The 15787-nt window shown below is 70.1% G+C and carries 10 protein-coding genes and 1 tRNA gene; 3 read left to right on the forward strand and 8 right to left on the reverse strand.

The genetic code is table 11. The features are described 5' to 3' along the window. Positions 1 to 2 precede the first annotated feature (2 nt). The 3 genes from ADL15_RS41925 to ADL15_RS41935 form a co-directional block, all read right to left on the reverse strand. Positions 3 to 953 (reverse strand): branched-chain amino acid ABC transporter permease, encoded by a 951-nt coding sequence (locus ADL15_RS41925; protein WP_067704319.1) that lies wholly within the window; start codon positions 951 to 953, stop codon positions 3 to 5. A gap of 100 nt (positions 954 to 1053) precedes the next feature. Beyond that, on the reverse strand, positions 1054 to 2211 hold the full coding sequence (locus tag ADL15_RS41930) for a branched-chain amino acid ABC transporter substrate-binding protein (protein WP_067704324.1): 1158 nt from the start codon (positions 2209 to 2211) through the stop codon (positions 1054 to 1056). A gap of 254 nt (positions 2212 to 2465) precedes the next feature. Continuing rightward, positions 2466 to 3086 carry an ANTAR domain-containing response regulator gene (locus tag ADL15_RS41935; protein ID WP_067704328.1) on the reverse strand — a complete coding sequence of 207 codons (621 nt, stop codon included), beginning with the start codon at positions 3084 to 3086 and terminating at the stop codon, positions 2466 to 2468. Positions 3087 to 3215: 129 nt separating this feature from the next. Here ADL15_RS41935 and ADL15_RS41940 point away from each other — a divergent pair. Continuing rightward, a tRNA-Leu gene (locus ADL15_RS41940) sits at positions 3216 to 3292 on the forward strand. Positions 3293 to 3659: 367 nt separating this feature from the next. Next, entirely contained in the window at positions 3660 to 4487 is an 828-nt protein-coding gene (locus tag ADL15_RS41945) for a hypothetical protein (RefSeq protein ID WP_232344884.1), read from the forward strand. A gap of 85 nt (positions 4488 to 4572) precedes the next feature. Here the strand turns inward: ADL15_RS41945 and ADL15_RS41950 are convergent, their stop codons facing one another. The 4 genes from ADL15_RS41950 to gltB form a co-directional block, all read right to left on the reverse strand. Beyond that, positions 4573 to 5448, reverse strand: a complete 876-nt coding sequence (locus ADL15_RS41950; protein ID WP_067704336.1) for an acyl-CoA thioesterase — start codon at positions 5446 to 5448, stop codon at positions 4573 to 4575. After that, positions 5445 to 6884 (reverse strand): pyruvate kinase, encoded by a 1440-nt coding sequence (gene pyk, locus ADL15_RS41955; protein ID WP_067704338.1) that lies wholly within the window; start codon positions 6882 to 6884, stop codon positions 5445 to 5447. Before pyk ends, ADL15_RS41950 begins: the two co-directional genes overlap by 4 nt. A 269-nt stretch (positions 6885 to 7153) precedes the next feature. Beyond that, the gene (locus ADL15_RS41960) at positions 7154 to 8626 is read right to left on the reverse strand and encodes a glutamate synthase subunit beta (protein WP_067704339.1); all 1473 of its coding nucleotides are present in this window, start codon (positions 8624 to 8626) and stop codon (positions 7154 to 7156) included. Next, a complete protein-coding gene (gltB, locus tag ADL15_RS41965; protein WP_067704341.1) occupies positions 8619 to 13172 on the reverse strand; it encodes a glutamate synthase large subunit in 4554 nt (1517 codons plus the stop codon). The genes ADL15_RS41960 and gltB overlap by 8 nt, the downstream gene beginning before the upstream one ends. Positions 13173 to 13382: 210 nt before the next feature. On the opposite strand from gltB, the gene ADL15_RS41970 reads away from it, so the two are divergent. Beyond that, positions 13383 to 14261 (forward strand): GNAT family N-acetyltransferase, encoded by an 879-nt coding sequence (locus ADL15_RS41970; protein ID WP_067704343.1) that lies wholly within the window; start codon positions 13383 to 13385, stop codon positions 14259 to 14261. A gap of 335 nt (positions 14262 to 14596) precedes the next feature. On the opposite strand, the gene ADL15_RS41975 is transcribed toward ADL15_RS41970, so the two are convergent. Further along, positions 14597 to 15787, reverse strand: a complete 1191-nt coding sequence (locus tag ADL15_RS41975; protein ID WP_067704344.1) for an FAD-dependent oxidoreductase — start codon at positions 15785 to 15787, stop codon at positions 14597 to 14599.

Here is a 15787-nt window from a genome sequence, read left to right on the forward strand (position 1 = left end):
GCTCATGCGCGGGCCCTCCCGAGGGATTCGCCCAGCAGACCCGTCGGCCGGAACAGCAGCACCACGACCAACATCATGAAGGCGACCACGTCCATCCACTGATTGCCGAAGACGCCGGCGCCGTAGTTCTCCACGACGCCCAGCAGCAGACCGCCCAGCAGGGCGCCCCGCAGGTTGCCGATGCCACCGAGGACCGCCGCGGTGAAGGCCTTGATGCCGAGCAGGAAGCCCACCGAGTACGTGGTCAGGCCGACCTTGATGTCGTAGAGCACCGCGGCGGCACCGGCCATCGCACCGCCCAGGATGAAGATCAGCATGATGATGCGGTCCTTGTTCACCCCCATCAGCGCGGCCACGTCCGGGTTCTGCGCGACAGCGCGGACACCACGGCCCAGCCGGGTCCGGTTGATGAAGATGTCCAGGCCGATCATCATCGCCAGCGCGCTGAAGAAGATGCCGAGCTGGAGGTTCGTGACGTCGGCGCCCAGGAAGGAGAACTGCACCTTCGGCACGACCAGGGTCGGCATGCCACGCGGTTGACGGTCGGTGAGAGCACCCACCGCCTCGGACAGCGCCACCGAGGCGCCGATCGCGCTGATCAGGAAGATCAGGCTGGGGGCGTTGCGTTTACGCAGTGGCCGGTACGCCACCCGCTCGACCACCAGCGCGGTAGCGCCGGAGGCCGCACCTGCCGCGATCATCGCGATCACGATCAGCCCGATCACGCCGAGGGTGCCGGGTGCGGCATCGCCGACACTGAAGCCCAGACCGGCCCAGATGATCGTGGTGACGAACGTACCGATCATGAAAACTTCGGAGTGCGCGAAATTGATCAGCCGCAGCACGCCATAGACAAGGGTGTACCCCAGCGCCACCAGCGCGTAAATGGCTCCCTGGGTGAGCCCGGTGACGGTCAGCGACACAAAGTGGTCGCCCAGGAACTGAAAGTTCAAAAGATGCTCCAGGGACGGGGATACAGGTCGTGCGGCCGGGAATGCCCTTCCCGGCCGCACGATCCTGCAGCGTTTAGATCCAGTTGACCCCGCGGGTCAATTACTTCGGGGTCTCCTGCTCGGCAACGACCTTGCCGCCCTCGACCTTGTAGGCCCAGACCGCAACCGAAGCCGGGTCGATCTCGCCGTTCTCCTGGAACTTGAACTTCGTCGTCACACCCTGGCCCTGGTACGAGTCGACGAAGGTCTCGAGCTTGTCACGCGTGGTGTTACCGGCCTTGATGCCCTCGAGCATGATGTTGGCCGCGTCGAACGCCTCGGCGCTGTAGGTGCCGGCCTCGCGACCGGTCGCCGCCTTGTAGTCGGCGGCGAAGGTGCCACCGGCCTTCTCCGGCGGAACACACGGGCAGGTCAGGATCGCGCCCTCGGCGTTGGCCGCACCGGCGCCGTCCACGAACGCCTGGTCCTTGACACCGTCACCGGCGATGAACTTGGCCTTGCCGCCCGCGTCCCGGTACTGCTTCAGGAACGGCGACGCCTCGCGGTAGTAGCCGCCCCAGAAGATGGCGTCCGCGGCCGAGCCCTTGACCTGGTCGATGACCGCACCGAAGTCGACCTGCTGCTCCTTGACCACGGCAGAGTCGACGACGGTCGCGCCGAGGACCTGCTTGACCTGGTCGGCCAGGCCCTTGCCGTACTCGGAGGCGTCGTCGACGACGAACACCTTCTGCGCCTTGAGCACGGTCTTGATGTAGTTGGCGGCGCCCGGACCCTGCGAGGCGTCGTTGCCGAGGCCGCGGTGGAAGGTCTTGTCGCCCTGCGTCGCCAGCGCCGGGTTGGTGGCCGACGGCGTGATGATCACGACGCCTTCCTTGCTCAGGATCGGGTTGGCGACCTTCGACTCACCGGAGAAGGCCGGGCCGACCACGCCGAGCAGCTTGGTGTCCGCGACCAGCGAGGTCGCGAGGCCGGAGGCCTGCGCCGGGTCGCCGGCGGAGTCCTTCTCGACCAGGCCGACCTTGCAGTCGGCGTTCTTGGTGTTGTACTGGTCGACGGCCAGCTTGGCGCCGTCACGGATGTTGATACCCAACTGGGCGTTACCGCCGGTGAGCGCGCCAAAGAATGCGATCTTGAGATCGCAGGTCGAACCCGTGGCCGTGTCGCCGCTACCGGAAGAATCGTCAGCACAAGCAGCCGAAACGGCCAGCAGACCGATCATGGCCACACCGCCGATCGCCCGCGCGAGAGCCTGCTTCAAGGTTGGAACCCTCCTCATAACCGAACCCACCGGGCCACCATGCTCCAATTGGCACTTGCGTGCCTCCACACGGAGCACTTCGCCCGTCATGGGGCCGGACGCTATCCCACATTCCGAGCCGGACGATAGAGGCCGGTCAGGCTTTGACCGAACCGTTACCAGCAGTGACGCCGCACGCGGGGAGAGTGTTTCCAACGTCGTGTTGTCAAGATCAGATCGGTCGTCTTCGGTGACCCTGACCGGCTCTGATCCGCTCAGGGCACCTCCGGCACGCTCCCCGGCTCCTGGCCCTCGGCGAGGATCCGGTCGGCCACCTCGCGCATGGTCATCCGGTGGTCCATCGCGGTCCGCTGGATCCACTTGAACGCCTGCGGCTCGGTCATCGCATATTTCGTCATCAGCTCGCCCTTGGCGCGCTCGACGGACTTGCGCGTCTCCAGGCGCTCGGTCAGACCGGCGACCTCGGACTCCAACGTGGCGATCTCGGAGTATCGCGACAGCGCGATCTCGATGGCCGGGACCAGATCCGATTTCTGGAACGGCTTCACCAGGTAGGCCATCGCGCCCGCCGCCCGGGCGCGCTCCACCAGATCGCGCTGACTGAACGCGGTCAGGATCACCACCGGTGCGATCCGTCCGCCGGCGATCCGCTCGGCGGCCGCCAGCCCGTCCATGATCGGCATCTTGATGTCCAGGATGACCAGATCCGGCTTCAGCTCCTCGGCCAGCCGGACGGCGGTCTCGCCGTCGCCCGCCTCGCCGACGACGTCGTAGCCCTCCTCGACGAGCATCTCCGCGAGGTCCAACCGGATCAGGGCCTCGTCCTCGGCGATGATCACCCGTTTGCGCTCGGCACCAGCCTGCGTGTCGGCCACGGAACCTCTTCCCCCAACCCTCTCGTCGCGACACCCCGGTATCTGGGTGTCACCCTCCTCAGCGTAGTGGGTAGGCTGTCTCTCGCTGAGGTTGGCATCACCGCTTTCAACGGTGTTACCGATCCAGATGTCCCCGTAGACCAACCGGCAGAGTCGATGGACTCAAAATCCATTCAGTGTGGGTTCGAATCCCACCGGGGACACCAGGAATATCACTCCGCGCCGCGGCCGGCGAGAGCCACATTCATCGATAACCATACGGTGACGCGGGCCACACACGCCTGAAACATTCACCCACGTCAGCCCGCTTCCGGCTGATCGCGCGGCGGGGGCGTCCGCACCGCCCGCAGCGGCGCGCTCATCATCAAGATCGAGCATTTCCGGTACGACCTTTACGGCGTACGAAAAAAGCGTCTCACAAGCGTCTCCCCGCGCCGGGCAATCTGAGCGAACGCCCCGCCGCCGCGTGCCCCGGGTGCTGTCATGGCAGGGACAGCATCAGCGGGAGGCCTCATGTTGTGGTCCGGTTCTTCGCCACTGACCGTCACGCGTGGAGGTGTGTGGGGATTCCTGTTGTTCGCGGGTGCCGCCTGGCTGGTGATCGGCTGGAGTGTGCTGCGGCTGGAGCCGACCGCGGTCACCGCCGTGGCCGGTCCGATCGTGATGTTCGGCGCGGTCTGTGAGGGCCTGCGCGCGCTGGCCGGCACCCGCACCTGGTGGCTGAACGCCGGCTTGGCCGCGCTGTTCACCGCGACCGGCGTGGTCATGCTGACCGGCGGCGACTCCGGCTACACCACCACGGCCTCGCTGATCGGCTGGTACCTGCTGGTCCGCGGCGCCGTCGACGTCTCCGTCGGGATCATGACGCGGGGCTCGGACCGGGTGTGGAGCCTGGTCGTCACGATCGGCGTGCTGGAGACCGCGACGGGCTTCCTGGCCGCCAGCCCGATGGCCCGCGGCGCCGAGACCGTCCTGATGATCCTCGGCGGGCTGGGTGTGCTGCGCGCGGTGGCCGACCTGGTGACCGCGCTGCGGCTGCGCGAGGTCGCGTCGAAGGGTCGTGACCTGCTGGAACTGCCGCCGGAACGAGCCACCGGGCTGGCCGGCTACTCGGCCGGGCACACCGACTTCGAGGGCCGGAAGATCGCCAAGCACCGGGCCCGGGACGGTGTGCCGGCCGGCGGCGAGACGCACGAGGAGTCGTTCCACGAGCGGGTGCTGCGGACCACTGCCGACCTGGACGCGATGCTGGCCCAGGCCGGGATCTCCGGACCCCGGGTGGGCGCGCCCACCCCGCCGGACGCCAAGGACCTGCCCCCGGTGCCGGACAGCCCGGCAGGTATCGAGGGCACCGCGGCCGGAAACTCCGCCAAGCCGGAACGTTCGGCCGGCGGGCACTAGAAAGTCCTGTCCCCGGCCCCGTCGGGTGTGGATCCCTGGCCAGTCGCCAGGCCGAGGATCCACCCCGGCGGGGTCAACAGGAGTGTCAGGCGCCCACGCGGCGCAGCAGACCCTCTTGGACGGCGCTGGCGATGTGCCGGCCGTCCCGGGTGAACATCCGCCCGTTGGCCAGGCCGCGGGAACGGCTGGCCGAGGGGCTCACGCTGTCGTAGAGGAACCACTCGTCGGCCCGGAACGTCCGGTGGAACCAGAGCGCGTGGTCCAGGCTGGCGCCGACCACACCGCCCGGCCCCCACACCTCACCGTGGTACGACAGCACCGCGTCCAGCAACGACAGGTCGGACGCGTAGGTCAGCGCGCACGCGTGGATCAGCGGATCGTCCGGCAGCTTGCCGTCGACCCGCATCCACACCCGTTGCTTCGGATCGGCGTCCCGGTCGCCCGGCGGCACCCAGCCGGGCTGGCCGATGTAGCGCACGTCGACCGCCTGCGGGCTGGCGTTGAACACGGTCCTGCGGTTCGGATACTTCTCCACCCAGTCGCGCATGGTGGGGACGTCCTCGGGCGCGGGCACCCCGGTCGGCGCCGGCTCGTGGTGGTCGAGACCCTCCTCGAGCACCTGGAACGACGCCGACATGAAGAAGATCGTCTTGCCGTGCTGCTTGGCGGTGGACCGGCGGACCGAGAAGGACCGCCCGTCCCGGATCGTCTCCACGTGGAACGTGATCGGCTCGGTCGGGTCACCCGGGCGCACGAAGTAGCCGTGCAGCGAGTGGACCAGCCGGGACGGGTCGACCGTGCGACCGGCGGCGACCAGCGCCTGCCCGGCGACCTGGCCGCCGAACACGCGCTGGGCACCGGTCTGCGGGCTGTCACCGGTGAAGGTGGCCGCGTCGACCTGCTTCAGATCGAGGATCTCCAGAAGCTGGTCGACAGCGGCTTGGCCCTGCAGCGGCGTCATACCGCGGACGGGTCCACGAGGGAGCCGAGCTGGTGCACACGCAGGGTGTTGGTGGAGCCGGGCGCGTTCGGCGGGGAGCCGGCCACGACGACCACGTAGTCACCGGGCTTGGCCAGGCCGAGGCCGAGCATCTTCGCGTCCACCTGACGGAACATGTCGTCGGTGTGCTCCACGAAGTCGGTCAGGAACGCCTCGACACCCCAGCTGAGCGCGAGCGTGCTGCGGACGTGGTCGACCGGGGTGAACGCGTAGAGCGGCAGGTCGCAGTGCAGCCGGGCGAGCCGGCGCACGGTGTCACCGGTCTGCGAGAACGCCACCAGCGCCTTGGCGCCGATGTTGCGCGCGATGTTCGACGCGGCGATGGTCAGCGCGCCGGCGTGGGTCCGCGGGTCGTGCTGCAGCCGGGCCACACCCAGGCCGCCACCCTCGGTGGTGGTGACGATCTTGGCCATCGTGCTGACCGTGAGAACCGGGTACTTGCCGACCGAGGTCTCGCCGGAGAGCATGACCGCGTCCGCGCCGTCGAGCACCGCGTTGGCGACGTCCGAGGCCTCGGCCCGGGTCGGGCGCGAGTTCTCGATCATCGAGTCGAGCATCTGGGTCGCGACGATGACCGGCTTCGCGTTCTCCCGGCACAGCTGCACGGCGCGCTTCTGCACCAGCGGGACCTGGTCCAGCGGGAGCTCGACGCCCAGGTCACCACGGGCGACCATGACACCGTCGAAGGCCAGCACGATCGCCTCGAGGCAGTCGACCGCCTCCGGCTTCTCCACCTTGGCGATGACCGGGACGCGCACGCCCTCCTCGTCCATCACCTTGTGGACCATCTTGATGTCCTCGGGCGAGCGGACGAACGAGAGCGCGACCAGGTCGACGCCGAGCTTCAGCGCGAACCGCAGGTCCAGCTCGTCCTTCTCGCTCATCGCGGGCACGCTCACCGCGACGTTCGGCAGCGAGACGCCCTTGTTGTTGCTGACCGGGCCACCCTCGGTGACCAGGACCTGGATGTCCTTGCCGTCGACGACACCGGTCACCTCGACGGCGACCTTGCCGTCGTCGATCAGGAGCCGGTCACCGGCCTTGACCTCCTGCGGCAGCTTCGTATAGGTGCAGGAGACCCGCTCCCGCGTGCCCAGGATGTCGTCGCTGGTGATGACCACCTGGTCGCCGGTCTCCCAGCGGTGCGGGCCGTCGGCGAACTTGCCCAGCCGGATCTTCGGGCCCTGGAGGTCGGCGAGGATCGCGACCGCACGGCCGGTCTGCTCCGCGGCGGAGCGGACCAGGTCGTACATCTCCTTGTGGTTTTCCCGGGTGTCGTGGCTGAAGTTCATCCGGGCCACGTCCATGCCCGCTTCCACCAGGCCGAGCATCCGCTCAGGCGACTTGGTGGCGGGGCCCATCGTGCAGACGATCTTTACGCGGCGTGTCACGGCCATCAGGCTAGTCCTTCTTCTGGGGCGGCTCGGCGGCCGACCCCCGTCATCAGTATGAACTGCGGGTGTCGACGGCGAGGTCTGCCCGGAAAGTCACGGGTTCGCTGCGTCGTCCGCGGGCGTCAACGACCGCCGGGCCAGCTTATCGGTCGCCTCACGGCGACTGGCGCCACATGCCGCAAACCCTTTCACGGTACGACGATGAAAGCGCTGACCAGCAAAAACGGAGCCCGCCACCCCGGAAAGGGCGACGGGCTCCGGTGAACGATGACTCAGACGGAGAGCGGCTGCTGATCCGCCCGGACCGGTGCCGGCAGCTCGCCGGCCGCGCCCAGGTAGGTGTGGATCGCCGCGGCGGCGGCCCGCCCCTCGGCGATCGCCCAGACGATCAGCGACGCGCCCTTGTGCATGTCACCGGCGACGAAGACACCCTCGGCACCGGTCTGCCAGTCACTCGTCGCGTCCAGCACGTTGCGCCGGTTCCGGGTCAGGCCGAACTGGGCCAGCAGCGGCTGGTCCTCGGTGCCCTCGAAGCCGATCGCCAGCAGCACCAGGTCGGCCCTCAGCTCGCGCTCCGAGCCCGGTGTCACCACGACCGTGCGGACGCCGTCGACCCGCTGCACCGAGACCTCGGCCAGCCGGATCGCGACCAGGTTGCCGTTCTCGTCGCCGACGAACTCGCGGACGGCCACGCCGAAGACGCGGTCGCCACCCTCCTCGTGCGCGGCGTAGTTGCGCAGGATCAGCGGCCAGGTCGGCCACGGGTCGTTCAGCCCGGTCCGGGCCTCCGGCGGCAGCGGGTACTGGTCCAGCTGGGTGACCGAGGCGGCGCCCTGACGGTGCGCGACGCCGAGGCAGTCCGCACCGGTGTCACCGCCGCCGATGATGATCACGTGCTTGCCCTTGGCGTCGATCGGCGTGCTGTCCTGCAGGCCGGCCACCATCCGGTTCGCCGGGACCAGGTGCTCCATCGCCAGGTGCACGCCGTTGAGGTGCCGTCCCGGCGTCTCGGGGACGTCCCGGCCGGCCAGCGCGCCCGCGGCCAGCAGCACCGCGTCGTACCGATCACGAAGATCGTCGGCGGTGAGGTCGGCGCCCACCTCGACCCCGGCCTGGAAGACGACGCCCTCGGCGGACATCTGGGCGAGCCGGGCGTCGATCACGTGCTTCTCGATCTTGAAGTCCGGGATGCCGTAGCGGAGCAGACCACCGATCCGGTCGTCGCGCTCGTAGACGGTGACCGCGTGCCCGGCCCGGGCCAGCTGCTGCGCGGCGGCCAGGCCGGCCGGTCCGGAACCGACCACCGCGACCGACTTGCCGGACGCCACCGGAGCCGGCTGCGGCCGGACGAAGCCCAGGTCGAACGCGTGGTTCGCGATCTCCACCTCGACCTGCTTGATGGTCACCGCGTCGCCGCCGATGCCCAGCACGCAGGCCGCCTCGCAGGGCGCCGGGCAGAGCCGCCCGGTGAACTCCGGGAAGTTGTTGGTGGCGTGCAGCGACTCCGCCGCCGACTCCCAGTTCCCGGTGCGGACCAGGTCGTTCCAGTCCGGGATCCGGTTGCCCAGCGGGCAGCCTTCGTGACAGAACGGGATGCCGCAGTCCATGCAGCGGGTCGCCTGGTCGCGGATCAGCTCCTCGCCGGCCGGCGGATAGACCTCCTTGAAGTCCATCAGCCGCACCGGGACGGGCCGCCGCTTCGGCAGCTGTCGCTCGTACCGAAGGAAACCGTTCGGATCAGGCACTGGTGACCCCCATGACCGCCTCGTCGACATTCCGACCGGCGGCTTCGGCGGTCCTGATCAGTTCCATCACACGCTTGTAGTCCCGCGGCACCACCGCGGTGAACTGCTCGACCGCGGCCGGCCAGTCCTTCAGCAGCCGCTCGGCCACCGCCGAGGAGGTCTCCGCGTGGTGCTTCTCCACCAGCGAGCGCAGCAGGTCGCGCTCGTCCTCGGTGAGCGGCGCCAGGTCGACCAGCTCCGGGTTGACCAGGTCCTGGTTCAGCCCGAGCACAAACGCCTTGCCACCGCTCATGCCGGCCGCGAAGTTGCGCCCGATCGGGCCGAGCACCACGACCGTGCCACCGGTCATGTACTCGCAGCCGTGGTCGCCGACACCCTCGACGACGGTCGCGGCGCCCGAGTTGCGGACCGCGAACCGCTCGCCGACCCGGCCGCGCAGGAACACCTCGCCGGCCGTCGCCCCGTACAGAATGGTGTTCCCGGCGATGGTGTTGTCCTCGGCGACGAACGGCGCGTCGTCGGCCGGCCGCACGATCACCCGGCCGCCGGAGAGGCCCTTGGCGACGTAGTCGTTGGTGTCGCCGATCAGCCGCAGCGTGACGCCGCGCGGCAGGAACGCGCCGAACGACTGGCCACCGGTGCCGCGCAGGGTGAACTCGATGGTGTCGTCGGGCAGGCCGTTGCCGCCGTACCGCCGGCTGACCTCGCCGCCCAGCATCGCGCCGACGCTGCGCTGGTCGTTGCGGGTGCGCACCTCGGCGCGCACCGGGATGCCCTCGGTCAGCGCCGGCTGCGCGAGCGCGATCAGCTCGTTGTCCAGGGCCTTCTCCAGCCCGTGGTCCTGCTTCACGATGCCGCGGCGGGCCGCGCCCTCGGGCAGGTCCGGGACGTAGAGCACCGGCGCCAGGTCGAGGCCCTTGGCCTTCCAGTGGTCGATCGCCTCGACCACGTTCAGCACCTCGGCGTGGCCGATGGCCTCCTCGATGGTGCGGAAGCCCAGCTCGGCGAGGAGCTCGCGGACCTCCTCGGCGAGGAACATGAAGAAGTTCTCGACGAACTCCGGCTTGCCGGTGAACCGCTCGCGCAGCACCGGGTTCTGCGTGGCGATGCCGACCGGGCAGGTGTCCAGGTGACAGACCCGCATCATGACGCAGCCCGAGACGATCAGCGGCGCGGTCGCGAAACCGAACTCCTCGGCGCCCAGCAGGGCCGCGATCACCACGTCCCGGCCGGTCTTGAGCTGACCGTCGACCTGCACGGTGACCCGGTCCCGCAGCTTGTTCAGCAGCAGCGTCTGCTGTGCCTCGGCCAGGCCCAGCTCCCACGGGGTGCCGGCGTGCTTGAGCGAGTTCAGCGGGGACGCGCCGGTGCCGCCGTCGTGGCCGGAGATCAGGATGACGTCGGCCTTCAGCTTGGCGACACCCGCCGCCACCGTGCCCACGCCGATCTCGGAGACCAGCTTGACGTGCACCCGGGAGGCCGGGTTGACCATCTTCAGGTCGTGGACCAGCTGCGCGAGGTCCTCGATCGAGTAGATGTCGTGGTGCGGCGGCGGGGAGATCAGGCCGACGCCCGGGGTGGCGTGCCGGGTCTTGGCGATCCACGGCCACACCTTGTTGCCGGGCAGCTGGCCGCCCTCGCCGGGCTTCGCGCCCTGCGCCATCTTGATCTGCAGGTCGTCCGCGTTCACCAGGTACTCGCTGGTCACGCCGAACCGGCCGGAGGCGATCTGCTTGACCGCGGAGCGGCGCTCCGGGTCGTACAGGCGCTCGACGTCCTCGCCGCCCTCACCGGTGTTGGACTTGCCGCCGATCCGGTTCATCGCGATCGCCAGCGTCTCGTGCGACTCGGCGGAGATCGAGCCGTAGCTCATCGCGCCGGTCGCGAACCGCTTGACGATCTCGGTCGCCGGCTCCACCTCGTCGATCGGGACCGGGATCCGGTCGGTGTCGAAGCGGAACAGGCCACGCAGCGAACCGGCCTGGCCGGCCAGCTCGTCGACCTTGCTGGTGTAGCGCTTGAAGACGTCGTACTGCTTGCTGCGGGTGGCGTGCTGCAGCAGGAAGACGGTCTCCGGGTTGAACAGGTGGATCTCGCCCTCGCGACGCCACTGGTACTCGCCGCCGACCTCGAGCCGGCGGTGTGCCCGCTCGGCCGGGTTCGCCGGGTACGCCTTCTCGTGCCGCACCTTGACCTCGGCGTGGATGCCGGTCAGGCCGACACCGCCGATCCGGCCCGAGGTGCCCGCGAAATAGCGCTGGAGCAGCTTGTTGTCCAGTCCGACCGCCTCGAACACCTGCGCGCCGCAGTACGAGGACACCGTGGAGATGCCCATCTTCGACATGATCTTCAAAACGCCCTTGCCGAGCGCCTTGACGTAGTTGCGGATCGCCTTGCGCGGCTCGATGCCGACCAGCGCGCCGGTGGCGATCAGGTCCTCGACGCTCTCGAACGCCAGGTACGGGTTGACCGCCGCCGCGCCGAAGCCGATCAGCACCGCCGCGTGGTGCACCTCGCGGCAGTCACCGGACTCGACGACCAGCGCCACCTGGGTACGGGTCTGCTCCCGCACCAGGTGCTGGTGCACCGCCGCGGTGAGCAGCAGCGACGGGATCGGCGCCAGGTCGGCGTTGGAGTCCCGGTCGGAGAGCACCAGGATGCGCACCCCGTCCTCGATCGCCTCGGACACGTGCCGGCAGATCTGGGTGAGCCGGGCCTTGATGCCGGCCGCGCCGTCCCGCAACGGGTAGAGCCCGGAGACCCGGACCGCCTTGAACCCGGGCAGGTCGCCGTCCTCGTCGATGGAGAGCAGCTTGGCCAGCTCGTCGTTGTCGATCACCGGGTAGGGCAGGACGACCTGGCGGCAGCTCGCCGGACCCGGCTTGAGCAGGTTGGACTCCGGCCCGATGGTCGCGCCGAGGCTGGTGACCAGCTCTTCCCGGATGGCGTCCAGCGGCGGGTTGGTGACCTGCGCGAACAGCTGGTGGAAGTAGTCGAAGAGCAGCCGCGGACGGCTGGACAGCGGTGAGATCGGGGTGTCCGTGCCCATCGAGCCGAGCGGCTCGGCGCCGGTCCGGGCCATCGGCGCGACCAGGATCTTCAGCTCCTCCTCGGAGTAGCCGAAGACCTGCTGGCGACGCAGCACCGAGTCGTGCGTGTAGATCACGTGCTCGCGCGGCGGCAGGTCGGCGAGCTCGATCAGCCCGGCGTGCAGCCACTCGGCGTACGGCTCGGCGGCAGCCAGGTCGGCCTTGATCTCGTCGTCGTGCGCGATCCGCCCGGCCGCCGTGTCGACCAGGAACATCTTGCCGGGCTGCAGCCGGCCCTTGGCGACCACCTCGGCCGGGTCCAGGTCGATCACGCCTGCCTCGGAGCCGAGCACGACCAGGCCGTCCCGGGTGTGCCACCAGCGGCCGGGGCGCAGGCCGTTGCGGTCCAGCACCGCGCCGATGACCGTGCCGTCGGTGAACGCGACAGCGGCGGGGCCGTCCCACGGCTCCATCAGGCTGGCGTGGAAGCGGTAGAAGGCACGACGCGCCGGGTCCATCCCGGTGTCGTTCTCCCACGCCTCCGGGATCATCATCAGCACCGCGTGCGGCAGGCTGCGGCCACTCAGGTGCAGCAGCTCCAGCACCTCGTCGAAGCTGGCCGAGTCGGACGCCTCCGGCGAGTTGATCGGGAACAGCCGCTTGATGTTGCCGGGCAGGTTCGGCGTCGCCAGCAGCGCCTCGCGGGCCGCCATCCAGTTCTTGTTGCCCCGGATGGTGTTGATCTCACCGTTGTGGGCGATCAGCCGGTACGGGTGCGCCAGCGGCCACGACGGGAACGTGTTCGTCGAGAAGCGGGAGTGCACCAGCGCGATCGCGCTGCTCACCCGCTCGTCGGTCAGATCGGGGAAGAACGCCGGCAGCTGCTCGGGGGTGAGCATGCCCTTGTACGTGATGGTCCGCGACGACAGCGAGGGGAAGTACGCCGCGACACCGCGCTGCGAGGACTCCCGCTCGGCCTGCTTGCGGATGCAGAACGCCACCCGGTCCAGCTCGATGCCGGACAGCAGCTCACCGGCCTTGCCGGCCGGCGAGTCGACGAGCCGCTCGGCGGAGAGGAAGACCTGACGGATCCCGGGGCGCGCGTCCTCGGCGGTGGCGCCCAGGTCGGCCGGGTCCACCGGCACGTCGCGCCAGCCGAGCACGTCGCCGCCCTCGACGAGGGCGTACTTCTCGAAGACCTTGATCGCGCGGGCGGCCTCGGCGGGGTCGGTCGGCAGGAAGACCAGACCGGTCGCGTAGTGGCCGGCCGCCGGCAGCTCGAAATCGGTGATCGCGCGGTAGTACTCGTCCGGGACCTGAATCATGATCCCGGCGCCGTCGCCGGTGTTCTGCTCGGCGCCACGCGCGCCCCGGTGATCGAGGCGGATCAGTGCCGACAAACCCTTGGCCACCACGTCGTGACTACGACGTCCGTGAATGTCAGCAACAAAGGCCACGCCACAGGCGTCACGCTCGTACGCCGGGTCGTACAACCCCTGGGGGTGCGGATATGCCACCGGGCCTCCTGTCGTCTCTGGTGTTTCACATCAAGGTCGGGACGACGTCGGCCCTGCAAAGTCTCTCGAGTCTACGGTAAGAGACACCGATCTCCGCCAGGTGCGGATTGATCACACCTGGCTCCGGGGAGGGCTCTGCTTAACGCAGACTCGGCTCTGCGTGGACGAACTGAATAGCACAGCCCAACCGGCGACCGGTAGTCTCGCGCGATGGCGCGAGCGGATTCCGACCTCTTCGACCGGCTCGAACAGTTCTACGACGCTTTGCCCCGCCCCTGGGCCCGGATCGAGGAGATCGGGTCGCTGGTGCTCTTCGTCCGCGAGGGCGAGGGCTGGCCCTATTACGCCCGGCCCCGGCTCGGCGCACCGGCCCCGACGACCGGCGACCTGCTCGACGTCCGCCGCCGGCAGCGCGACCTGGGCGTGCCGGAGACGCTCGAATGGGTGCACGAGACCACCCCCGACCTGCTCGCGGTGGCCCGCTCGGCCGGACTGGACGCGCTGCTCGCGCCACTGCTCCGGCTCGACCCGCAGGCCCTGGTCCCGGACCTGCCGGTGCCCGGCGGGGCGATCCGCACACTCGACCCGGCCGGTGCCGGATTCGCCGCCGACCTCAGCGCCTCCCGTGCCGTGGCGCAGCTCGCGTTCGCCGCTCCGGCGTACCGATCAGCCTTGGAATCAGCCGAGAAAACCCTGCTCATCGAGGGTGCCGGGCCGTCCGAGCGGGATGCCACGGCCGGTCTCGGGCTCAGCGACGAGGTGATCCGGCACACCCGCCTGACGCTGGACAGCGGCGACTACGAGACCGTGGTGGTCGAGGCCGACGGCGAGGGCATCGTGGCGACCGGCACCAGCATGCGGGTCGGCGAGGTGGCCGAGATCGCCGGCGTGGCGACGCTGCCGACGGCGCGCGGGCGAGGCTATGCCTCCCAGCTCACCGCCACCCTGGCCCGTCGGCTGCTGGAGCGCGGGGTCCGCCTGATCTTCCTGTCCGCCGGCGACGACGACGTGGCCCGGCTCTACACCCGGGTCGGATTCCGCCGGATCGGCACCGCCTGCGTCGCGGAGCCGGCCGCTCTCCCGCTCTGACCGGCTCACGCGAATCCCTCACACTTCCCATCATCTGGTACGACGTAAGTGCCGAAACCGTATCCGCTCATTACCGATCGAGAGCGGACCCGCGGTTTCCGCCGGGAGTGGTCACCTGTATCGAACGGGTGAAATCACGATGACGAACCCATCCGTCCCATGATGTGACCGAAAACAGCAGTCCCCCGGCTGGCCACCAGGGGTGCCTCACCACCCCCGACACACCCCTGAGAACCAGCCCGGCACCCGAGCAGCAGTCCCCCGGCTGGCCGTCAGGGGTGCCTCGCGGGCCCTGACACACCCCTGGGGACCAGCCCGGCACCCGGCGGCGCGGGCTACTCCGGCGGGGACCAGTCGGAGACCGGGTCCAGCGTGCGGCCGAGGATGCGCGGGCGCATGTGGTTCAGCGCCGCGTCCCGGGCCCGCAGCGCGAGCCGCCCCCGGGCCTGCACCACCGCGGACATCCGCCGGTTCTGCCGGACCACCGTGGTGGTGCGCGGCTGCCGCAGCCGGGTGTAGCTCTCCAGCGCGCCGGTCAGCGCGTCGCCCGGCGCCGCGTCGGCGAGCAGCGAGCGCAACGTGGCGGCGTCCTCGAACGCCAGGCAGGCGCCCTGGCCGAGGTGATGCGGCATGGCGTGCGCGGCGTCACCGATCAGCAGCACGCCACCGGGTCCGGACGGGTAGGCGTACGTCCGCGGCAGCGGCCGCAACTCCCGGACGCCCTGCGGGATCAGCTCCTCCGGGCGGGTCAGCGCGAGCAGTTCGGCGACCGGCTCGTGCCACCCGGCGAACCAGCGCTGCAGCAACGCCAGCTGGGTGGCGGCCGGTTCCGGGCGCGGCGCGCCGGCCGCGGTGGCCACCCAGTAGATGCCGCCCTTGCCGGCCGCGTGCGCGCCGAGCGGGAGAGCCACGAACCGGTATCCGGCGCCGAGCGTCTCGCCGCCCAGCGCGCGGTCCTCGGTGAGGCGTGGCATCCGGTACCCCGGGATGACGGCCTGCCAGGCGGAGAAGCCGGAGCCGACGGCGACCGACTCGGGGGCCAGCACCGCGCGCACCCGGCTGTCGATGCCGTCCGCGGCGACGATCAGATCCGCCTCGATCATGGTGCGGCCGTCACCGCAGGCCGGGCGGATCCGGCGGCCGGTCCGCACCGTGGTGACCTCGAAACCGGTGCGGACCTCGGTGTCGCCGAGGCCCGCGACCAGCGCGTCGTACATGTCTTCCAGGTGGGCGACGGCCGGGGCCGGGCCGCCCGCGCCGGGCCGGGCGCGCGGCGGGACCAGCCACTGGCCGTCCGGGCGGCGCACTCCGCCGTCCGGCAGCGGGGACGCGATCGCCGACCAGCCGCCGTCCGGGTGCAGCGCGTCCAGGGCGCGGCGGCCGTTCGGCCAGAGCACCACGGCGGTGGGCGCCGCGGCGATCCGTTCGGCGCGCTCCAGGAGCGTCACCTGCCATCCGGACCGGGACAGCGCGCCGGCCGCGGCCAGACCCGCCATTCCCGCGCCCACCACCACGGCCGTACGCAT

Origin of the sequence: Actinoplanes awajinensis subsp. mycoplanecinus, from assembly GCF_001509495.1 — a bacterium.
Classification (GTDB): domain Bacteria; phylum Actinomycetota; class Actinomycetes; order Mycobacteriales; family Micromonosporaceae; genus Actinoplanes; species Actinoplanes palleronii.